The organism is Pseudomonas sp. RA_35y_Pfl2_P32, assembly GCF_963970735.1.
Classification (GTDB): domain Bacteria; phylum Pseudomonadota; class Gammaproteobacteria; order Pseudomonadales; family Pseudomonadaceae; genus Aquipseudomonas.
Genome location: NZ_CAXAQF010000008.1, coordinates 179,610 through 201,152, shown reverse-complemented (window position 1 = coordinate 201,152; position 21,543 = coordinate 179,610). Strand labels below are relative to the sequence as shown.

At 62.0% G+C, this 21,543-nt stretch carries 19 protein-coding genes; 8 read left to right on the top strand and 11 right to left on the bottom strand.

Features of this window, described 5'->3' with window-relative positions:
• Positions 1-25: 25 nt before the first annotated feature.
• Positions 26-1,213 (top strand): C17 cyclopropane fatty acid synthase CfaB, encoded by a 1,188-nt coding sequence (gene cfaB, locus AACY45_RS10540; protein ID WP_339545392.1) that lies wholly within the window; start codon positions 26-28, stop codon positions 1,211-1,213.
• Here the strand turns inward: cfaB and cls are convergent.
• Positions 1,210-2,649: a cardiolipin synthase gene (gene cls, locus AACY45_RS10535; protein ID WP_339545391.1), complete on the bottom strand. Its 1,440-nt coding sequence runs from the start codon at positions 2,647-2,649 to the stop codon at positions 1,210-1,212. The genes cfaB and cls overlap by 4 nt on opposite strands.
• 131 nt (positions 2,650-2,780) lie before the next feature.
• On the opposite strand from cls, the gene AACY45_RS10530 reads away from it, so the two are divergent.
• Positions 2,781-3,302: a DUF3617 domain-containing protein gene (locus AACY45_RS10530; RefSeq protein ID WP_339545390.1), complete on the top strand. Its 522-nt coding sequence runs from the start codon at positions 2,781-2,783 to the stop codon at positions 3,300-3,302.
• Here the strand turns inward: AACY45_RS10530 and AACY45_RS10525 are convergent.
• From AACY45_RS10525 to AACY45_RS10505, 5 genes are all read right to left on the bottom strand, one after another.
• Positions 3,299-4,195 carry a His/Gly/Thr/Pro-type tRNA ligase C-terminal domain-containing protein gene (locus AACY45_RS10525; protein WP_339545389.1) on the bottom strand — a complete coding sequence of 299 codons (897 nt, stop codon included), beginning with the start codon at positions 4,193-4,195 and terminating at the stop codon, positions 3,299-3,301. The two genes, AACY45_RS10530 and AACY45_RS10525, sit on opposite strands and share 4 nt — an antisense overlap.
• Positions 4,196-4,232: 37 nt before the next feature.
• Positions 4,233-5,570, bottom strand: coding sequence for a dihydroorotase (locus AACY45_RS10520; protein WP_339545388.1), 1,338 nt, complete (start codon positions 5,568-5,570; stop codon positions 4,233-4,235).
• 2 nt (positions 5,571-5,572) lie between these two features.
• A complete protein-coding gene (locus tag AACY45_RS10515; protein WP_339545387.1) occupies positions 5,573-6,133 on the bottom strand; it encodes a gamma carbonic anhydrase family protein in 561 nt (186 codons plus the stop codon).
• The gene (gene folE2, locus AACY45_RS10510) at positions 6,130-7,026 is read right to left on the bottom strand and encodes a GTP cyclohydrolase FolE2 (protein WP_339545386.1); all 897 of its coding nucleotides are present in this window, start codon (positions 7,024-7,026) and stop codon (positions 6,130-6,132) included. Before folE2 ends, AACY45_RS10515 begins: the two co-directional genes overlap by 4 nt.
• Positions 7,027-7,114: 88 nt before the next feature.
• A complete protein-coding gene (locus tag AACY45_RS10505; protein WP_339545385.1) occupies positions 7,115-7,492 on the bottom strand; it encodes a glutamine synthetase in 378 nt (125 codons plus the stop codon).
• A 152-nt stretch (positions 7,493-7,644) separates the two neighbouring features.
• On the opposite strand from AACY45_RS10505, the gene zigA reads away from it, so the two are divergent.
• The 3 genes from zigA to AACY45_RS10490 all read left to right on the top strand — a co-directional run bounded on the left by zigA (position 7,645) and on the right by AACY45_RS10490 (position 10,554).
• Complete coding sequence (gene zigA, locus AACY45_RS10500) at positions 7,645-8,853, top strand: zinc metallochaperone GTPase ZigA (RefSeq protein ID WP_339545384.1); 1,209 nt, start codon at positions 7,645-7,647, stop codon at positions 8,851-8,853.
• A complete protein-coding gene (locus AACY45_RS10495; RefSeq protein ID WP_339545383.1) occupies positions 8,850-9,494 on the top strand; it encodes a DUF1826 domain-containing protein in 645 nt (214 codons plus the stop codon). The genes zigA and AACY45_RS10495 overlap by 4 nt, the downstream gene beginning before the upstream one ends.
• Before the next feature lie 88 nt (positions 9,495-9,582).
• Positions 9,583-10,554 (top strand): CobW family GTP-binding protein, encoded by a 972-nt coding sequence (locus tag AACY45_RS10490; protein WP_339545423.1) that lies wholly within the window; start codon positions 9,583-9,585, stop codon positions 10,552-10,554.
• Between the two features lie 4 nt (positions 10,555-10,558).
• Here the strand turns inward: AACY45_RS10490 and AACY45_RS10485 are convergent, their stop codons facing one another.
• The gene (locus tag AACY45_RS10485; protein WP_339545382.1) at positions 10,559-10,957 is read right to left on the bottom strand and encodes a DUF3301 domain-containing protein; all 399 of its coding nucleotides are present in this window, start codon (positions 10,955-10,957) and stop codon (positions 10,559-10,561) included.
• Positions 10,958-11,072: 115 nt separating this feature from the next.
• On the opposite strand from AACY45_RS10485, the gene pdxY reads away from it, so the two are divergent.
• Positions 11,073-11,945, top strand: coding sequence for a pyridoxal kinase PdxY (gene pdxY, locus AACY45_RS10480; protein ID WP_339545381.1), 873 nt, complete (start codon positions 11,073-11,075; stop codon positions 11,943-11,945).
• Positions 11,946-11,998: 53 nt separating this feature from the next.
• Here the strand turns inward: pdxY and AACY45_RS10475 are convergent, their stop codons facing one another.
• On the bottom strand, positions 11,999-12,481 hold the full coding sequence (locus AACY45_RS10475) for an acyl-CoA thioesterase (protein WP_166588811.1): 483 nt from the start codon (positions 12,479-12,481) through the stop codon (positions 11,999-12,001).
• 239 nt (positions 12,482-12,720) lie between these two features.
• On the opposite strand from AACY45_RS10475, the gene AACY45_RS10470 reads away from it, so the two are divergent.
• Positions 12,721-14,484, top strand: coding sequence for a cation:proton antiporter (locus AACY45_RS10470; RefSeq protein ID WP_339545379.1), 1,764 nt, complete (start codon positions 12,721-12,723; stop codon positions 14,482-14,484).
• Positions 14,485-14,503: 19 nt separating this feature from the next.
• Here the strand turns inward: AACY45_RS10470 and AACY45_RS10465 are convergent, their stop codons facing one another.
• From AACY45_RS10465 to uvrD, 3 genes are all read right to left on the bottom strand, one after another.
• Positions 14,504-14,911: an SMI1/KNR4 family protein gene (locus tag AACY45_RS10465; RefSeq protein WP_339545378.1), complete on the bottom strand. Its 408-nt coding sequence runs from the start codon at positions 14,909-14,911 to the stop codon at positions 14,504-14,506.
• Between the two features lie 136 nt (positions 14,912-15,047).
• Positions 15,048-15,923 carry a Tim44 domain-containing protein gene (locus AACY45_RS10460; RefSeq protein ID WP_339545377.1) on the bottom strand — a complete coding sequence of 292 codons (876 nt, stop codon included), beginning with the start codon at positions 15,921-15,923 and terminating at the stop codon, positions 15,048-15,050.
• A gap of 274 nt (positions 15,924-16,197) precedes the next feature.
• Entirely contained in the window at positions 16,198-18,381 is a 2,184-nt protein-coding gene (uvrD, locus tag AACY45_RS10455) for a DNA helicase II (protein ID WP_339545376.1), read from the bottom strand.
• A 259-nt stretch (positions 18,382-18,640) separates the two neighbouring features.
• Here uvrD and AACY45_RS10450 point away from each other — a divergent pair, with 259 nt between their 5' ends.
• Positions 18,641-21,502 (top strand): EAL domain-containing protein, encoded by a 2,862-nt coding sequence (locus AACY45_RS10450; protein WP_339545375.1) that lies wholly within the window; start codon positions 18,641-18,643, stop codon positions 21,500-21,502.
• Positions 21,503-21,543: the final 41 nt, after the last annotated feature.

Sequence of the window (21,543 nt, the reverse complement as noted above, 5' to 3'; positions counted from 1 at the left end):
GACGTCTGAAACAAGGGGAATTTTCATGCTTGCGCACCTTCCACCGGCCTTACAGAATCTACAACTGCCGCTTCGCTTGCGACTCTGGGACGGCCACGAATTTAACCTGGGTCCTTCGCCCAGTGTCACGATTGTGGTCAAGGACCCGCAAATGGTCGCGCAATTCACCCACCCCAGCCTGGACCTGTTGGGGGCGGCATTCGTCGAGGGCAAGCTCGAACTCGAAGGGTCGATCAGCGATGTGATCCGGGTCTGTGATGAGTGGAGCCAGGCCCTGCTCACTGAAGACGATGACGACCAGCCGGTGCGCAGCGTGCATGACAAAGCCACTGACGCGGCGGCGATTTCCTACCACTACGACCTGTCGAATGCCTTTTACCAGCTGTGGCTGGACAGCGACATGGCTTATTCCTGTGCGTATTTCGAAACCGGCAGCGAATCCCTGGAACAGGCCCAGCAAGCCAAATTCCGTCACCTGTGCCGCAAGCTGCGGCTGCAACCGGGCGAATACCTGCTGGATGTCGGCTGCGGTTGGGGCGGGCTGGCGCGTTATGCGGCGCGGGAGTTCGGGGTCAGGGTGTTCGGCATTACCCTGAGCAAAGAGCAACTGGCCCTGGCCCGGCAGCGGGTCGTCGACGAAGGGCTGGAGGACCTGGTGGAGTTGCAACTGCTCGACTATCGCGATCTGCCGCAGGATGGCCGATTCGACAAGGTGGTGAGCGTCGGCATGTTCGAACACGTCGGCCACGCCAACCTGGCGCAGTACTGCCAGACCTTGTTCGGTGCGGTCCGCGAAGGCGGCCTGGTGATGAACCACGGGATTACCGCCAAGCATATCGATGGTCGGCCGGTGGGGCGGGGCGCTGGTGAGTTCATCGAGCGTTATGTGTTTCCCAATGGCGAGCTACCCCATCTGTCGATGATCTCGGCCGAGATCAGCGAGGCAGGCCTGGAAGTTGTCGACGTCGAAAGCCTGCGCCTGCACTACGCGCGCACGCTCGATCACTGGAGCGAGCGCCTGGAAGATAACCTTGAAGCTGCAGCCAAAGAGGTGCCGGAGCAAGCGCTGCGGATCTGGCGGCTGTATCTGGCAGGCTGCGCCTACGCGTTCGCGCGGGGCTGGATCAACCTGCACCAGATACTCGCGGTCAAGGCTCATGCCGATGGCAGCCACGAGCTACCCTGGACCCGGGATGATATCTACACGCCCTAGAGAATCGGTGAAATCAGGCGGGCGACCCGCATGCCGAGCTGCCTGAGGCGGTGGGTCTCCCGGCCTTCATCCTCGTTGATCTCGTGGGACAGGGCGAAGTCGGCATTGAGCATCTGTTCCACGTCGCCGGCAAAGGCGCTGTCGACGGTCAACAACATCACTTCGAAATTCAGCCGGAACGAGCGGTTGTCCAGGTTGGCGCTGCCGATGGCGCTGATTTCGCTGTCGATCAGCACCACCTTCTGGTGCAGGAAACCCGGTTGATAGCGGAACACCCGGACCCCGGCGCGTACGGCTTCAAAGGCATACAGGCTGGAGGCGGCGTAGACGATGCGGTGATCCGGCCGGGAGGGCAGCAGCAGCCGCACATCGACGCCGCGCAGGACCGCCAGGCGCAGTGCGGCAAACACCGCTTCATCGGGAATGAAGTAGGGGCTGGTGATCCACACGCGCTGCGTGGCGGCATGAATGGCCTCGACGAAAAACAACGAGCAGGTCTCGTAAGGGTCTGCCGGGCCGCTGGCCAACAATTGGCACAGCACGCCGTCGTCGGGATAGCTCTGGGGCAGGATCAAGGGCGGCAGTTCCCGGGCCGCCCAGAACCAGTCTTCGGCGAATGACTCCTGCATGCAGGCCACCACCGGACCGCTGACCGCCACGTGGGTGTCGCGCCACGGCGATAGCGGGGCCTTGGCGCCCAGGTATTCGTCGCCGACGTTGTGCCCGCCCACGTAGCCCAGCCTGCCGTCGACCACTACGATCTTGCGATGGTTGCGAAAGTTGACCTGGAATCGATTGAGCCAGCCACTGCGGGTGGCAAACGCCTTGACCTGCACGCCCGCGTCGCGCAGCGTCTGCACATAGCGATGGGGCAGGGAGTGGCTGCCGATGCGGTCATAGAGCAGGTAGACCGCGACCCCTTGCGCGGCTTTTTTGATCAGCAGGCTTTGCAGGCGCCGGCCGAGTTGGTCGTCATGCACAATAAAAAACTGGATCAGTACGGCTTCACGGGCCTGCTCGATGGCCTCGAAGATGGCGTCGAAGGTGGCTTGGCCATTGATCAACAGGCGCAGTTGGTTGTTCGCCAGGCATGGCATGCGCCCCAGCTTTGGCATGGCGCGCAGCGAATCGTAGGCATTGGAGGCACGGGCGCTCAGCGCTTCCTCGACCCAGGGGCGCCAGTTGAGGTCGGCGATGGCCTTGCGCATTTCTTCGTTGGCCTGGCGGCGAGCCTTGATGTAGGCATCGAAGGTGCTGCGTCCGAACACCAGGTAGGGAATGAGGGTCAGGTAGGGAATGAAGATCAACGACAGCGCCCAGGCAATCGAGCCTTGGGCGGTCCTGACGGTCAGCACCGCGTGGATCGCGGCCATCGTGCCCAGGGAGTGAATGAGGGTGATCAGGTAGGCAAAAAGATGGGGGCCAAAAAAATCCATGGGGCAACCTTGCTCCGGAGAATTCAATGCGTAACAGACCATGTTCTGCGATGAATGTCGCTATTTAATTCGCCATGCAACCGAAGTGGATTGGCGACGTCTAACGGCCATTACTGACTAGGAGTTACTCGATGAACGTACGTCTGCTGGGTTTGGTCATGGCTGTTGGCTTGGCACTTCCTGTGGCCGCTCAGGCACAGATGCTGCAACCGGGTTTATGGGAATTGACCTCCAGCAACATGAAGGTCGACAACCAGAATCTGCCGGACTTGCAATTGATCCTGGGGCAGTTGGGTAACCATATGACCCCGCAACAGAAGGCCGCCCTGGAGAAACAGGGGATCAACATGGGCGGCAAGGGGATTCGCGTCTGCCTGACACCCGAGCAAGTGCAAACTGACGACATTCCCCTGCAAGACGCGCAATCGGGCTGCAAGCAAGAGATCACCGAGCGCAGTGGCAACCAGTGGAAATTCCGCTTCAGTTGCCCGAAAGCCCAGGGTTCAGGAGTGGCCACGTTCCTCAGCGATCGCGAGTTCAATACCAAGGTCAATGGCACCTTCAATGCCACCGGCATCCAGCAACAGGGCAGCATGGACACCCGTGCCGTGTGGCTGGGGCAGGATTGCGGCACCGTCAAGCCGAGGGCTTAAGCGCTCTGCTGTGGGGCGGCGCGATGCCGCCCGTCACGGGCCTTCAAATACTCACACACCGCCTGCACACTCATCCTGCCCAAGTCGTCTCCCTGACCGGTGCGCAGGCTGACAAAATCACCCTCCATCTCCCGTTGCCCAATCACCAGCACATGCTCCACCCCCAGCAATCGATGCTGGCGGATCTTGCTGACGACGTGCTCGTTGCGCAGGTCTGAGTGAGCGTGAACCCCGGCGCGGCGCAGGGTGTCGGTCAGCGCTTGGCTGTAGTCGATCTGACGTTCATCGATGTTGATCACCACCACTTGCGGGGTGGCTTGCCACGCCTGCAGTTCCTGCTGGTCGGTCCAGCACACGCCATAGATACGTTGCGCTTCTTTGCCACTTGCGTGGGTCAGGGCAAACGCGCTCATCACCCGGGTGGTCGGTACATAAGGGCCTGCGGCCAGCGCTGCGCCGTCCGTCGACCAGTAGGACGACAGCACGTAATGCAGTGAATGGTTGGCGGTGGCCAGCTCGATCATCCGTGTCTGGATCCGTTGCAGATCTTCAGGGCCCAAGGCTCGCGCAAGCGTGAAGCCGCAGTAGAAACCGTCGCCCACTGCCGCCGCGGCAACCACTTGAGCCTTGGCGTGCAGTTGCTTGAGTGCCATGCCCAGCAGCAGTGCGCACGAGCGGCGTAGAATCTCCAGGCCTTGTGGTTCGCGCGCGGTAATAAGGCTGACGCGGGCGTCCTGGCGGATCACGAACGCGCAGTCCACCAGCAGGCCATTCACCTGCCCGGCGACCGCCGCTTTGGCCAGCCCCGGACCAATGCTCGAAGCCAACTCCGATACCGAGAGCGCCTGGTCGTACTCGCGAACAGTGCCGTCGGGCAATGTGATTTTCAGCATGCTCAGTGACCCCCGGCAGTTTTACGGCAAACCGGATTCAACGCATGAACCGTAAAGGCAAACCCTGGCAGCCGTCATTAATACTTTCGGCGTGCCAGGCGAGTTGTCCCGAGACCAGGGTGGTACTCACACTGTGCCGAAACTGCCGTCCGGCAAACGGCGTCCAGCCGCATTGCGCGAGAATCGGCTGCTGGTCGACCGCCTTGCCCTCAGGCTCGGGACGGATCAGCACCAGGTCGGCCCAATAGCCTTCGCGCAAATATCCGCGGTCGGGAATGGCAAACAGATCCGCCACCCGGTGACTCGTCTTTGCCACCAGCGTCGCCAGCGGAACCAGGCCCTCGGCCACCAATTCCAGCAGTGCGGGGAGGGCGTGTTGCACCAGTGGCAAGCCGGCGGGCGCCTGTGGGTAAGGCTGCTGTTTCTGCGCCCAGGTATGCGGTGCATGGTCGCTGCCGATGACATCCAGCCGGTGACTCAGCAAGGCCTGGCGCAACGCATCGCGGTCAGCCTGGGTCTTGATGGCTGGGTTGCACTTGATCAGGTTGCCCAGGCGTGGGTAGTCACGATCATCGAACAACAGGTGATGCAGGCAGACCTCGGCGCTGATGTGTTTCTGCGCCAGGGGCCGGTCTTCGAACAGTGCCAGTTCGCGAGCGGTGGTCAGGTGCAGGACATGCAAGCGGGTGCCAAAACGCTTGGCCAGGTCGACGGCCAGGGAGGAGGAGCGAAAGCACGCCTGGGCATCACGAATCAGTGGATGAGCGCTGGCGGGCACATTGTCGCCATAACGTTCGGCGAATGTGCTTTCGTTGAGGCGGATGCTGGGGCTGTGTTCGCAATGGGCCAGGAGCAGGGTCGGCACCTCGGCAAACAGGCGTTCCAGAATGCGCGGGTCATCCACCAGCAGGTTGCCGGTGGACGCGCCCATGAACACTTTGACCCCCGCCACTTCACTGGGGTTGAGCGCTGCGACGGTGTCCAGGTTGTCGTGGCTGACGCCGAAGTGAAAGCCGTAGTTGGCCACTGAATGCATCGCCGCCCGGCGTTTTTTATCGGCGAGCGCTGCCAGGGTCAGGGTCGCCGGGCGGGTGTTGGGCATGTCCATGAAACTGGTGATGCCACCGGCCACGGCTGCCCGCGACTCGCTGTAGACACTGCCTTTTTCCGGCGCGCCCGGATCACGGAAATGCACCTGGTCGTCGATCATCCCCGGCAGCAGCCATTGGCCGCTGGCGTCGATTTCCACCGCTGCGTTTTCACCGTCGATGCTGCTGGCAATTTTCACGATGCGCCCATGGTCCACCAGCAGATCGGCGTCGAATATTCGTCCTTCGTTGACCAGTCGCGCATTGCGAATCAGCACACTGGCCATGCTTAAAACTCGTTCTGCAGGGCTTTGTAGCCACGCACCAGATCGACGTTGGTGCGTGCCACATCTTCGGAAAACTCCGAGGCGCTGACGCTCACCGGCGGGAACTGGGACAGGTCGGTGTGGGCGCCGATACGGGTGGTGGAGGGCACGTAGAAATCCCTGGGCAAGTCGCGGCCATCGACCACCGAGTTGTGCCGCACTACACAACCGTCGGCGACCGCACAGTTGAACAGCACGCTGTTGAAACCGATGAACACACGGTTACCGACGGTGCAGGGGCCGTGGACGATGGAGCGGTGGGCGATGGAACTGAACTCGCCGATGGTCACCGCTGCACCGGATTTGGAGTGGATGACCACGCCGTCCTGGATGTTCGAATTGGCGCCGATGGTGATCGGTTGCATCTGGCCCGAGTCATCGACTTCGTCGGCCCGAATCACTGCATAGGGGCCGACGAACACGTTCTCGCCGATCACCACCTTGCCGCAGATGATCGCGGTTTTATCGACGTAGGCGGACTCGGCAATGCGCGGCAAGTCGCCGGAAGGATTTTTACGGATCATGGTTGCTCCCGGCGCCAGTGACTTTCGGCTACTGCATCATGGGCGTGCAGGCTTTCGGCGTGGACCACCCGTACGTCAAACGCCTGCAGGCCCGGGAAGCGTTGCAGCGCCAGGTGCAGGCGGCGTGCGGCGTCCTCGCAGAACATCAGGTTTTGCCCGTTGGCCAGGGCGAAGGCCTGCTCATCCGCACGCTTGACAGCGGTTTGTACGGCGGTGCCCAGGGCGGCTTCGGCGTGGTTGATGGCGGCGATCAGCGGCAGATCGTCCAGCGTCTCGTCCAGGCGCAAACACAGCTGGGCGGTGCTGCGCTGACTGTGGGGTGTGGCGACAATGCCCCTGGTGGAGCCAAGCCAGGCCAGGACCTCGGCGTGCTGCAAGGAGGTGTTGGCAAAGTCATCGACGAATCGCTGCTGTATCAGTTGCCGGGACAGCGCCGCTGAACATGGACACGTGGAGGAGTAACTGACGTCCACCCGCAGTTCCACGTGGAACACCGTCCCTTGCAGACGCGCATTGAGGCTGATCGGATAACTTTTCCAGCCGGCCAATGGGCTGACTAAGGCTGGGCGCTTCAGCAGGATGTCGCTGTGAATGCGCAGGTAAGCCGAGGTCGCCAGTCCTTCATGGCTGTCGAGAAAGTCTTGCAGCACGCGGCGCAGGAGCGCTGGTGTGAGGTTTTCCTGCTCCAGCATGGCCAGCGCCAGGTACAGGCGCGACATATGAATGCCACGGGCTTGCGCGTCATCCAGGCTGACGCCGGCATCGGCTTTGGCAGTCAGGCGTTGGTCGTCGAATAGAACAGGAAGGGCGATGCCGCACATGCCCACCCAGTCCAGGGGCAAGGATTGGCGTGCGGCCTGCGCGGCGATATCCGGCAGAGTCAGCGCATTCATGAGCAGGTCCGTCGTGGGAGATGATTGCGAATGTTATAGTATAACAATCAGCGCGACGACAGCTTTTTCAGGACTCCCCCCATCGCACTCAGCAGCCCGTCAGGCGGCTGCAGGTAAAACGGGCGCTGGCCCCGCCCGAACTGGAAAACCGGTTGAGCGTAGTCCAGCCAACCCGACGGCTGTAGCCGACCCAGGCCTCGCCATCGGATGCCAGGCCAGTGAAGAACGTGAGCTGGCCGTAACGGCTGGTGGTCTGTGCCCAGTACCGTTTGCCGCGTTGTTCAAAGCCGCGCATGTAGGTGGTATTGCCCGCCGTGGCGACGCTGTAGGCATTGCCTTCGGGATCAACGCAGGCCAGCAGGGTGGCGCTGCGGGTGCAAGTGGCCAGCCCCGGTAACTGCGCACAGGCATCGGCCGTGAACAGCAGTAAAAGGCCGAACAAGGTGCATTTCAGGGCGTCGGGCATGGGGTTTCTCGAGCAGGTGGCAGGGCCAAGGATTGCGCCCTTCGTCGCGGGCGACAAGCACGGATTGGCTTATTTGCATTGTTATACTATAACATTTGACGCTTGCCTGATCTGTGATCTCCCGTGACGCCTGCTGCCCTGAGGAATACCTGATGCCCAATCGCCTTCCCGTTACCGTGCTCTCCGGCTTTCTCGGCGCCGGTAAAAGCACCCTGCTCAATTACGTCCTGCGCAACCGCGAGCATCTGCGGGTGGCAGTGATCGTCAACGACATGAGCGAAATCAACATCGACGGCAGTGAGGTGCAGCGCGATGTCAGCCTGAATCGCGCCGAAGAAAAACTGGTGGAGATGAGCAACGGCTGCATTTGCTGCACCCTGCGTGAGGACTTGCTGGAGGAGGTCAGCAAACTGGCCCGGGACGGCCGTTTTGATTACCTGCTGATCGAGTCCACGGGGATTTCCGAGCCGTTGCCGGTGGCGGAGACCTTCACCTTTCGTGACGAACAGGGGCAAAGCCTGGCCGACATCGCGCGGCTCGACACCATGGTCACAGTGGTCGACGGGATGAACTTCCTGCTCGATTACCAGGCCGCCGAAAGCCTCGCCTCCCGCGGGCAGACCCTGGGTGAGGATGATGAGCGCTCGATCACCGATCTGCTGATCGAGCAGATCGAGTTCGCCGATGTGCTGCTGATCAGCAAAATCGATCTGATCAGCAGTGCCGAACGCGAGGAGTTGATCGCCATCCTCAAGCGCCTGAATGCCCAGGCGCAGACCATTCCCATGGTCATGGGCGAGGTGCCGTTGCGGCAGATCCTCAATACCGGGCGCTTTGATTTTGCCAAGGCGGCCCAGGCGCCGGGCTGGCTCCAGGAGTTGCGCGGCGAGCACGTGCCGGAAACCACCGAGTACGGCATCGCCTCCATGGCCTACCGGGCTCGCCGACCCTTTCATCCCCAGCGTTTTTTCAGCTTCATCGACCGGCCTTGGGTGAACGGCAAACTGCTGCGCTCCAAGGGTTTTTTCTGGCTGGCCAGCAAGCACCAGGATGCCGGCAGTTGGTCCCAGGCCGGCGGCTTGATGCGCCATGGCTTTGCCGGTCGTTGGTGGCGTTTTGTACCGAAAGAGCAGTGGCCGGACGATCAGGAAAGCACCGCGGCGATCATGCAGCATTGGACGCCTGCCACCGGCGATTGTCGCCAGGAGCTGGTGTTCATCGGCCAGCACATCGACTTCGCCCAGCTCACGGCAGAGTTGGATGACTGCCTGCTCAGCGCCGATGAAATGGCCATGGGCGTCGAGGGTTGGCGCTCGCTGGTCGATCCCTTCGGTCCCTGGTTCGACGAGGAGGCGGCATGAGCCTGGCGCCCGCGCTCCAGGCCCGGCCGCGGGTCCGCCAGGCCATCGGTCAAACCCCTGAGGTGTTCACCCAGATCCTCGAGGACGGGACCAACCTGGCGCTTTGGCAGCGCCGGTTACCGTTGCACATCGTGGACTTCGCCACGCTGTTGTTGTCGCTGAACCAGCCGCTGGCCGAATCGCTGGTGGTGGAGTTGGCCGATGACGAGGCGCAACCCGACCTGCGCAGCCTGGCGGCCTGTTGCAGCGATCTGATGGGCTATGAGGGTTTCATCGCCGATGTGGCGTGGCTGGTCAGTGCCTTTGCCTGCCTGCTCGGGGCGCGGCGGATCGGGGTCCGGGTGCGCACCCTGGATAAAGCCATGTGCCCGCGCTTTCACGTCGACCATGTGCCAGTGCGGCTGATCACTACTTACGCTGGGGTCGGCAGCCAGTGGCTGGAGGAGGGCAAGATCGATCGTCAGCAGTTGGGCAATCCGCACGCCGAGCCCGGGCAGTGCCAACAGATGCTCGGTGGTGAAGTCGCGTTGCTCAAGGGGGAGAAGTGGTTGGGCAACGAAGGCGCTGGCCTGATCCACCGTTCGCCGCCCCTGGCCGCGGGTGAACGTCGCCTGATCCTGACGCTGGACTGGCTGGCGTGAGTGAGGTGGCGATAGTGAATTGGCCGGCGCTCAGGCATATTGCGTTGACCTTCCTGTGATGCCGCTCTGCGCCGTGAAATCGCCAAGCCTGTTGCAAAACATCCCCACCCATGTGATTGCCGGTCCCTTGGGGGCGGGCAAGACCAGTCTGATTCGCCACCTGCTGGCGCAGCGGCCGGCGCACGAGCGTTGGGCGGTGCTGATCAACGAGTTCGGGCAGATTGGCCTCGACGCCGCGCTGTTGACCACCGGCGCCGATGGCATTGCGCTGGGGGAAGTGGCTGGCGGCTGCCTGTGTTGCGTGAATGGCGCACCCTTCCAGATTGGCCTGGGGCGGTTGCTGCGCCGTTCACGTCCTGACCGGCTGTTTATCGAACCTTCGGGCCTCGGCCACCCGGCACAGTTGCTGCGGCAACTGAGCGAGGCGCCCTGGCAAGGGGTGCTGGCGGTCCAGCCGAGCGTGATGGTGCTCGACGCCCAGGCGCTGGCCGCCGGCAAGCCATTGCCCACCGCACAACAACAAGCGCTGCCCAGCGCCGGGCTGTTGCTGCTGAACAAGGCTGAGCATCTGACTGACGATCAGCGGCAACGGATTAGCGTGTTGTTACCAGCGTGCCCGCTGATCTGGACCGAGCAAAGTCAGTTGTCTTTGAGCGAGCTGCCAGGGGCGCAGAGCCAGGCCCAAGCGCTTGTGGATAACTTCACCGCAGCCAGGGGCGTGGCGCCTGCGCCATTGATCTGGACGGACCCGGCCTTGCCGATCTGTTTGAGTCAGGAGCAGGACGGGGGCTGGAGCATCGGCTGGCGCTGGCACTTGAGCCAGGTGTTCGATCGCCAGCGCCTTAGCGCGTGGCTGCAGGGTTTGGCGTGGCGTCGGGCGAAGCTGGTGATCCACAGCGCCGAAGGCTGGGTATCCGCCAATGCCCTGGATAATGCGGCGCTGGATTGGCGGGCCAGTGAATGGCGCCAGGATTCACGCCTGGAATTGATCTTCGAGGCACCGCAAGCGGTGGATGAACTGCAACAGGCCCTGGCCGCGTGCCGGGTGACGCTGGCGTGAAACCTCAGGGGCGCTGCTTGCTGTGATCCTGGCGCCACTGGCTCAGCTCGATCACGTCGGCGCTCGGCATCGGCGGTTTTTCTTCGTAGGGCATCGGGTAGGGTGCCAGTTCGATTTGCGCGCTGTGCGGGCCGAACTGGGTGATGGTCCCGGCATGCCGGGTTTCGCCGGTGACGGTGAACTCGAAATTATAGATCCGGGCCAGGCGGCGTCGGCCGTTGGCATCTTTGACGAACGCGATTTTCTTCAAGGCCACGTTGCCGTCGAGCAGTTCGATGTCGAGTTTGGCGCAATGCCGCTTGACCCGTTCCAGCGCTCGTTCACGCAAGCCATGGTTGTGCCACAGCCATGCGGCACCGGTCGCCAGCAGCATCAGCACGAAGATATTTCCCAGGGTCAGCATCAAGCGCACTCCAACTAATTGGCACCAGCTTAACTGCGACATTGGCCTGTCGTACAGGCTGCGTTTAGTCGCATACTGCGCGGCTCGAATTTCAATCGTTTTACGGAAATCCCGCATGAAACGTACACCTCATCTGCTCGCCATCCAGTCCCACGTGGTTTTCGGTCATGCTGGCAACAGCGCCGCGGTTTTCCCGATGCAGCGGGTCGGGGTGAACGTCTGGCCGCTGAACACGGTGCAGTTCTCCAACCACACGCAATACGGCCAGTGGGCTGGCGAGGTGTTGGCGCCGCAGCAGATTCCAGCGCTGGTGGAGGGGATTGCCGCCATTGGCGAGTTGGGTAACTGCGACGCGGTGCTGTCGGGTTACCTGGGTAGCGCGGCGCAGGGGCGGGCGATCCTCAGCGGCGTGGCGCGGATCAAGGCGATCAACCCACAGGCGCTGTACCTCTGCGATCCGGTCATGGGGCATGCCGAGAAAGGTTGCATCGTGCCCGCCGAAGTCAGCGACTTCCTGCTCAACGAAGCGGCGGCCGTGGCTGACTTCATGTGCCCGAACCAACTGGAGCTGGACAGCTTCTCCGGGCGCAAGCCGCAGTCGCTGTTCGATTGCCTGGGCATGGCCCGCGCTTTATTGGCGCGTGGTCCGAAGGCGGTACTGGTCAAGCACCTGGATTATCCCGGCAAGCTGGCGGACGGCTTCGAGATGCTGCTGGTGACCGCCGAAGGCAGCTGGCACCTGCGTCGTCCGCTGTTGGCATTCCCGCGCCAGCCGGTGGGCGTGGGCGACCTGACGGCGGGGCTGTTCCTGTCGCGGGTGCTACTGGGCGACAGCCTGGTGGCCGCGTTCGAATTTGCCGCCGCAGCGGTGCATGAAGTGTTGCTGGAAACCCAGGCCTGTGCCAGCTACGAGCTGGAGCTGGTCCGGGCCCAAGACCGCATCGCCCATCCGCGGGTGAAATTCGAGGCCACTTCGATCAGCCTTTGATTTCTCGCTGAACTCTATCGCGAGCAGGCGGCGCTCCGTCTGCTCGCGATGGATCAGACGTCGGCCTTGATTTCCTGGTAGCGCTTTTCCAGTTCCTGGCGGATCTGGCGACGCTGTTTGCCCTGGATGTAGCGGCGGCGGTCTTCGCTGTTCTGCGGTTGCAGCGGTGGCACCGCCGCGGGCTTGCGCTGGTCGTCGACCGCCACCATGGTGAAGAAGCAACTGTTGGTATGGCGCACCGAGCGCTCGCGAATGTTTTCGGTCACGACCTTGATGCCCACCTCCATCGAGGTGTTGCCGGTGTAGTTGACCGATGCCAGGAACGTCACCAGTTCACCGACGTGAATCGGTTCGCGGAAAATCACCTGGTCCACCGACAGGGTCACCACGTACCGGCCGGCATAGCGGCTGGCGCACGCGTAGGCCACTTCGTCGAGGTACTTGAGCAGGGTACCGCCGTGGACATTGCCAGAGAAGTTGGCCATGTCGGGGGTCATCAGTACTGTCATCGACAGCTGGGCATTTCCGGGTTCCATAGCACACTCACGGTTCTAGGCAGAGATTCAGGGGCGCGCCTCTGTGGGCACTTGAGCTGTTTTTCAAAGCATCCTTAACGGGACGCCGCGCCGCTCGCGGTCGTCACGCTTGTATCCATCTGTTTCCATATATTGCACCGCGTTTCTGCCGGAAGTCGCGGTGTTAACCTTCAAAAGCCCATTCGACAGGCCTTTTCTCGCGTCACGTCGACTGCCCCCCCCCTCAAGGAGCCTTCGCCATGCATGCCATCAGTTTCATTCAGGATTTGGCAGTGATCATGCTGGTGGCGGGGGTGGTGACCGTGCTGTTCCATCGCTTCAAGCAGCCCGTGGTCCTGGGGTACATCGTTGCCGGCTTCATCATCGGCCCACACACCCCGCCGTTCGGCCTGATTCATGATGAACAGACCATCAAGACCCTGGCCGAGCTGGGGGTGATTTTCCTGATGTTCTGCCTCGGCCTCGAGTTCAGCCTGCGCAAGTTGTTCAAGGTCGGTGCAACGGCGTTCATCGCGGCGTTCCTGGAAATCGTGCTGATGATCTGGATCGGCTACGAAATCGGCCGCTGGTTCGACTGGAGCACCATGGACTCGCTGTTTCTCGGGGCGATCCTGGCGATCTCCTCGACCACCATCATCGTCAAGGCGCTCAACGACCTGAAGATGAAACACGAGCGGTTTGCCCAACTGATATTCGGGGTGCTGATCGTCGAGGATATTCTCGGGATCGGCATCATTGCCTTGCTGTCGAGCATTGCGGTGAGCGGTACCGTCAGTTCGGGCGAGGTGTTTTCCACCGTCGGCAAACTCTCACTGTTCATGATCGTCGCACTGGTCATCGGCATCCTGCTGGTACCGCGGCTGCTGGCCTATGTGGCGAAATTCGAAAGCAATGAAATGCTGCTGATCACCGTGCTGGGCCTGTGTTTCGGCTTTTGCCTGCTGGTGGTCAAACTGGAGTACAGCATGGTGCTGGGGGCGTTCCTGATCGGGGCGATCATGGCCGAATCCCGGCAATTGCTGAAGATCGAGCGTCTGATCGAACCCGTTCGCGACCTGTTCAGCGCGATCTTCTTTGTTGCCATTGGCTTGATGCTCGATCCGCTGATTCTGTTGCAGTACGCCTGGCCGATTGCGGTGATCACCGTTGCCGTGGTGCTGGGCAAGATGCTGTCCTGCGGCCTTGGGGCCTTTATCGCCGGCAACGACGGCCGCACCTCGCTGCGGGTCGGCATGGGCCTGTCACAGATTGGCGAGTTTTCATTCATCATTGCGGCCCTGGGCATGACCTTGCAGGTCACCAGCACCTTCCTTTACCCAGTGGCGGTGGCCGTCTCGGTGATCACCACGCTGCTGACGCCTTACCTGATCCGCGCGGCTGACCCACTGTCGATCAAGCTCGCTGCGGTCATACCGACGCGCCTGGGCCGGGTGCTGGGCATGTATGGCGAATGGTTGCGCAGTATCCAGCCGCAGGGTGAGGGCGCGCTGCTGGCCTCGATGATTCGGCGGATTCTGTTGCAGGTAGGGGTGAACCTGGCGCTGGTGGTGGCGATTTTCTTGTCGGGCGGGTTCTTCGCCGAACGCATGTCGGCCTATCTGCAGGGCTGGATCAGCGATCCGAGCTGGCAGAAGGCATTGATCTGGGGTGGGGCACTGCTGGTGTCGCTGCCTTTCCTGATTGCCGCCTATCGCAAGATCAAGGCGCTCTCGATGCTGCTGGCGGAAATGGGGGTGAAACCGGAGATGGCCGGCCGCCACACACAGCGAGTGCGTCGGGTGATCGCCGAGGTGATCCCGATTCTTGCGCTGCTGGTGATTTTTCTGCTGCTGGCAGCCTTGTCGGCCAGTATTTTACCGACCAACAAGTTGCTGTTGCTGATTGCCGTGGTCACCGCCGCGGTGGCGGCGCTCCTCTGGCGCTGGTTCATCCGTGTGCACACGCGGATGCAGGTGGCCCTGCTGGAAACCCTGGACAACCACAAGGAGTCGTCCGGCCATTGAAGCGCTGCTGGGTCCGGGATCAGCTTTCCAGCCAGACGTCCCGCGCCCAATGCCATACCGATTCCCAGGTTTCTTCGGCAACCAGTTCGTCTTCGGCTTGCCACAGCACCACGGTGCCGTCTTCTTCGACGCAGTAGTAGTCGTCGCCGTCCTGGCAGATAGGGATCAGGCTACGGTCCACGCCCGCATCCCAGGCGTTGGCGGCAACGTCCGGCAGGTAGGTGTGGGATTGTGGGTCCGTGACAGTCACGGGCTCCAGGCTGCCGTAGACCACGTCGCTGACGGTCAGCAGGAATTCCCTGAAGACAAACGGGATGTCGATGAACAGTTGTTCTTCGATTTCCACCAGCAGGTCTTCGTCAGGCAGCTCCAAGGGCACCGGTACCGGTTCGTTGGCTTCTCGCAGTTGTTCGATGATTTCTTCCACGTCCGGGATCCTCTTGCTCAATGGCGCGGTTTGGTTGGGGCGGTTTATACAGTAGCTTGCTATAGATGCAACCGCGAAATAGAAAACCCCAGCCGAGGCTGGGGTTTTTATTACTGCATGCGAACCGCGCGAGGTATTAGCCGTTCTGGCGGATACCGGCGACCAGCCAAGGCTGGTTGTCGCCTTGCGGACGTTCCATGTTCCAGCTTTCGCTGAACACTTCGCCCTGGTCGAAACGCGAGGTTTTCGACACGCCGCTAAAGGTCAGGGTGGCGATGGTCTTGTCTGCGCGATCATCCACGCCGTCCAGTTGCACGGTGAGGTTGTCGATGTAGGTCGACTGGAAGCTGTCGCCCAGGTCGGCACGTTCGCGCTTGAGGAACTCCAGCAGTTGCGGGGTCACGAACTCGGCGATCTTGTCCATTTCATTGGCGTCCCAGTGCTGTTGCAGGGACTGGAAGTGGTTGCGCGCCGCTTCAATGAAGCGCTCTTCGTTGAACCAGGCCGGCGCGTTGATCACCGGACGAGCGGTGGCCGGAGCGGCCGAACCACCGAAGATCGAACCCATGGCAGGCTTGTTCTCGAACACTTCACGCTGCATTGGCGCGTGACCGGCCGGGGCCAGATGCTCTTGCTGCTTGCGACGACGAGCGGCGATGAAGCGGAAGATCACGAAGGCGATGACCGCCATGATCAGGATGTCGAAGATCTGCATGCCCTGGAAGCCATCGCCCATGAACATGGAGGCCAACAGGCCACCCGCGGCGATACCGGCCAACGGGCCGAGCCAGCGCGAAGCACCGCCGGCCTTGGCCGCAGCGCCAGCGGCACCGGCAGCACCCGCGGTCGCCGCAGCGCCGCCCATGCCAGGAGAAGAAGGAGCCATTTGGCTGGTCTGGTGAGTCGGCGCAGCGCCGGAGCTCTTGCCGCCACCAAAGCGCTTGGCGTTGGCGTCCAGGCTCATCGTCAGGCCGATGCACAACGCCATGGCGATGCTAAGAAAACGTTTCATAAAGGGAATTCCCATTTGTGGATGGCACGCGCGCCATGTTGCACAGGTGAAGTGTTGCTGGCTAGCGGCAGAGTGTTTCGGGCTTTTGCCTGACAGGCGGGGTTCAGCTCAACCGGCCTGTGTAGGGCTATGTACTTTTGTCTGCGGGATGGGTCGACAAGTTCAGAAGGAACGTTGCTGAACCTCGCAACGCCAGAACCGATAGTTCTTGTCTATGACTGATCCACCTGTATCCCTGATGGGCAGCCGGGCGGCTACCCCATCAGGGAGTTTGTCAGATCGCTTCCAGCTTGGCGTAGCCGAGCATCAGCCACTTGCTGCCTTCGCTGAAGTTCACTTGAACCCGGGCCTGGGCCCCGGCGCCTTCGAAGTTGAGGATCACCCCTTCGCCGAATACCGCGTGCTGCACTTGCTGGCCGAGGCTGAATGCGGTTTCCGGGATTTCCGTACCGGCGAACATACTGCTCGAGCTCTGCTTCTGGCCACCGCCGAACGGCCGGCTGATGCTATTGGACAGCCGCACTTCCTGGATCAGGCCCTTGGGCACTTCGCGTACGAATCGCGAGACCTTGTTGTAGGTCTCGCTGCCGTACAAGCGCCGGGTTTCAGCATAGGTCATCACCAGGTTCTGCATGGCGCGGGTAATGCCGACGTACGCCAGGCGCCGTTCCTCTTCAAGACGGCCGGGCTCTTCCAGGCTCATCTTGTGCGGGAACAGACCTTCTTCCATGCCCACCAGGAACACGTAGGGGAATTCCAGGCCCTTGGCGCTGTGCAGGGTCATCAGCTGGATACTGTCTTCGTGCTCGTCGGCCTGGGTATCACCGGCCTCCAGGGAGGCATGGCCGAGGAACGCGGCCAGTGGCGTCAGCTCTTCGTCTTCTTCGCTGTTCTCGAAGTTGCGCGCGGCGCTGACCAGCTCCTCAAGGTTTTCTACCCGGGCCTGGCCTTTTTCGCCTTTTTCCGCTTCGTGGTAGGCAATCAGCCCCGACTGCTCGATGACTGTCTGGGTCATCAAGTGCAGCGGCATCTCGGCGGTTTTCGCCGCCAGGTTCTCGATCAGTTCGATGAAAGCGCCGAGGGCGCCGGCAGCGCGGCCGGTCAGGCCTTTATTGGCGATCAGCAAGCGCATGGCTTCCCACATCGACACATCGCTGTGACGGGCGTGGTCGCGGATCGCTTCGACGGTTCTCTCGCCAATGCCACGGGCTGGAACGTTGATCACCCGCTCCAGGGCCGCATCGTTGCCGCGCCCTTCAAGCAAGCGCAGGTAAGCCATGGCGTTCTTGATTTCAGCACGTTCGAAGAAGCGCTGGCCGCCATAGATGCGGTACGGGATACGCTCGCGCAGCAGGGCTTCTTCCAAAACCCGTGATTGGGCGTTGGAGCGGTACAGAATTGCGATATCACTGCGCGCCAGGCCGGTTTTCAGCGCGCTTTCGATGGTTTCGACAACGTAGCGGGCTTCGTCGTGTTCGTTGAAGGCGGCGTAGAGGTTGATCGCTTCGCCTTCACCGCCATCGGTCCACAGCTCTTTGCCCATGCGCCCGGTATTGTTGGCGATCAGGGCGTTCGCCGCCTTGAGGATACCGGCGGTGGAGCGATAGTTTTGTTCCAGGCGAATGGTCTCGGCATCCGGGAAGTCGTCGGAGTACTGATAGATGTTCTCGATTTTCGCCCCACGCCAGCCGTAGATCGACTGGTCGTCGTCACCCACCACCATCAGGCTGTCACCGCCCTTGGCCAGCAGGCGCAACCAGGCGTACTGCACGGCGTTGGTGTCCTGGAACTCGTCCACCAGGATATGGCGGAAGCGCTTCTGGTAGTGCGCCAGCAAGCCCGGGTGGTCGCGCCACAGGTCGAGGGCGCGCAGCAGCAACTCGGAGAAGTCGATGACGCCGGCGCGCAGGCACGCGGCCTCATAGGCCTCATAGATGCTGCGCATGGTACCCAGGAACAGGTCGCCGCTGGCTTGAATGTGTTGTGGGCGCAGGCCTTCGTCTTTCTGGCCGTTGATAAACCACTGGGCCTGGCGGGCCGGCCAGCGCTGTTCGTCGAGGCCCAGCTCACGGATCACCCGCTTGACCAGACGCTGCTGGTCGTCGCTGTCGAGGATCTGGAACGTCTGGCTCAGGCCGGCTTCCTGCCAGTGCGCCCGCAACAGGCGGTGTGCCAGGCCGTGGAAGGTGCCGACCCACATGCCGGCCGGGTTGATGCCCATCAACTGCTCGATGCGATGGCGCATCTCGGCAGCGGCCTTGTTGGTGAAGGTCACCGACAGGATCGAGTGAGGCGAGGCGTTTTCGACCTGGATCAACCAGGCGATACGGTGCACCAGCACACGGGTTTTACCGGAGCCAGCACCGGCCAGGACCAACTGACGACCCACGGAGGCGGCTACGGCCTGGCGTTGGGCATCGTTGAGTGAGTTCAGCAAAAGGGAGAGGTCATCGCGCATCGGGGCATTCTAGGGTGCCGCGTCAAACCGGGCAAACCGAGCTTTGCATTAACCGATGAAAGAGTTGCCCAGGGCGACCGCCCGGTCACGCCGCAGCAGCCCTTACAGGCTGTGGCTCTGCGGTTTTGCGCGGTTTTGCCAGCCAGTCGCTTTCGTCGATTTTATCCGTTGCGCCAGTTTGGTCGGGGCCTTTGCTTGTGTATGCTCCGTCGACGTTTTGGGCACGTTTGCCCACTCTATAAGAACAAGAACACTGCCTATGACCCTCAGCTCCAGCCTGGCGGGATCCTTCGTGGAGCCCCAGGTTATCCGCAAGCAATACGCCATGGAGATGGCGGTCGAGCGCACGCGTCTGCTGTACCAGGGCTCGCTGCTGCCCACCTTGCTGATGTTGCTCAATGGCCTGGTCTGCGCCGGTTTGCTGTGGAACCCGCAGCGCTATGTGCTGGTCAGCGCCTGGCTGGTCTGGTTGCTGTTGCTGGTGGCATTGCGGGTGATCCAGGTCGCCGCCTTCGATTCAGCCATGCCCAGCCGTCAGGCGCAGCCGATCTGGCGGCGCATGTTCCTGCTGGGATCGGCCTTGAGTGGCCTGACCCTGGCCGCAGCCGGAATCGCCCTGGTGCCCACCGACAGTTTCCTGCAGCAAGCCTGGGTGTTTGGCCTGATCGGCGCGGCCACGCTGTGCGCCAGTGTCGCGTACGCGGTCAGCCTGCCGGCCTTCCTGTCCTTTACGTTGCCCTGTCTGCTACCGGCCATCGGCTATCTGTTCTGGGGCGGCGATCAACAACAGCAGGGCTGGGGCTGGCTCGGCCTGATTTTGCTGGGGGCCTTGAGTGTGGTGGCATGGCAGGTCAACCGGCTGATCGGGCGAGGGTTGTTGCGCCGCTTTCAGAATCAGGCACTGATCGAGCATTTGCAGCAGGCGCAAAGCGGCAGTGATCAACTCAACCAGGAACTGGCGCGGGAAATCGACCAGCGTCGCCAGGCCGAAGCCGAACTGCGCGCCGCGCAAGTAGGCCTGGAGAGCCGGGTAGCGCAACGCAGCCTCGAACTGGACGCCGCCAACCAGGCCCTGAGCAAAAGCGAAGCGCGCCTGGCGCTGGCGTTGAAGGCGAGTGAACTGGGCTTGTGGGACTGGAATCTGCAGACCGACGAAGTGCATCACACTCAGCTCAAGGAATTGTTCGGCATCGAGCCCGAGTTCATCACCGAGATGCTCAACCACCTCAAGCCGCGCCTGCACCCCAAGGACTTGCCGCCGCTGCGGCGGGCGCTGGTGGAGCATTTGAAGGGGCGCAGCGAGGATTATCAGATCGAGTACCGCGTGCGCCATGGTGACGGGCACTGGGTCTGGATCGAAGACCGGGGGCGGGCGGTGGAGCGCGACGCTGGCGGTCGTGTGCTGCGCATGGTCGGCACCCGGCGCGACATCAGTGCCAGCAAAGGCCTCGAAGAGCAGCGCCAGTTGGCGGCTACGGTGTTTGAGGCGGCCAGCGAAGGCATTGTGATTTTCGACCCGGATTACGCGTTGATCGCGGTCAATCAGGCGTTCAGCCGGGTAACCGGCTATCAGATCGAGGATCTGCTGGGGCGCAACGTGGTCGAGCTGCCCTGCAGTCGTGATGCGCGACGCCACTATCCGGCGATTCATCAGGCGCTGGAGCAACACGGCAGTTGGCAGGGTGAGCTGGTGGAGGCGCGCAAGAACGGCGAACTCTATCCGCAATGGCTGCAACTGAACGTCGTGCGCGATTCCCGGGGAACGGTGAGCCATATTGTGGGCTTCTTCACCGATCTGTCGGCCCGGCGCGCATCTGAAGAACGCCTGCGCTACCTGACTCACTACGACGAGCTCACCGGGCTGGCCAATCGTGCGCTGTTCCGTGAACGTCTGCAGGACGCCCATCAGCGGGTGCGCCAGGGCGGTCGATGCCTGGCGTTGCTGCACATCAACCTGGATCGCTTCAAATTGTTGAACGACAGCCTGGGCCATGACGTGGCCGACCAACTGTTGCAGAAAATGGCCCGGCGCCTGGTGAATGCGCTGCCGGAAGCGGACACCATCGCCCGTTTGTCTGGCGATGAATTTGCCGTGCTGTTCGATGCCTACGGCAACCTGTCGAGCCTGGCGCGGGTCGCCACCCGGTTGGCGACCAAGCTGCGGGTGCCGCTGAGCATTGATGGGCATGAACTGGTGGTCAGTGCCTCGATGGGCATCAGCATGCTGCCGGACAACGCGCGGGAAATTTCCGCGCTGGTCAGCCAGTCGAACATGGCCATGCAACACGCCAAGCACTTGGGCGGCAATAATTTCCAGTTCTACACCGACAGCCTGCAAGCCAGCACCCTTGAGCGTCTGCAACTGGAAAACCAGCTGCGCAAGGCCATCGAAGAACATCAGCTGAAAGTCTATTACCAGCCCAAGCAGTGCCTGGCCAGCGGTCGGTTGAATGCCGCCGAAGCGCTGGTGCGCTGGGATCATCCGACCATGGGGCGGGTGCCCCCGGGCGAGTTCATCGGCCTGGCGGAGGAAACCGGGCTGATCGGGCCGATTGGCGAGTTTGTACTGCGCCAGGCCTGCTGGCAGGCATGCGAATGGCAGCGCCAGGGGCTGGCGCCGATCCGGGTTTCAGTGAATTTGTCGGTGCACCAACTGCGCCAGGGCAAGCTGGTCAGCCTGGTGCGCCAGGTCCTCGAGGAAACCGGTCTGGCGCCGCACTACCTGGAGCTGGAGCTGACCGAAAGCCAGTTGCTCGACAGTGTCGAACACATTATCGCTACCTTCGAGCAACTGCGTGACCTGGGGGTGAAGCTGACCATCGACGACTTTGGCACCGGCTATTCTTCGCTGAGCTACCTCAAGCGCATCCCTGTGGACTACGTGAAGATCGATCAGGCGTTTATCCGTGGCCTGGGCGAGGGCAGTGCCGATGCGGCGATCACCCGGGCAATCATCGCCATGGCCCATGGCCTGTCGCTCAGGGTGGTGGCAGAGGGGGTGGAGCGGCCAGAGCAACTGGCGTTTCTCAAGGCCGAGCAGTGCGATGAGGTGCAGGGGTACCTGATCAGTCGGCCGGTGGAGGCCCAGGGCTTGGCCGACTTACTGCGAGCCGGTCAATGAATTTGCGATCCGCTGCCAGAATCGACCCCAAGCTGCTACAT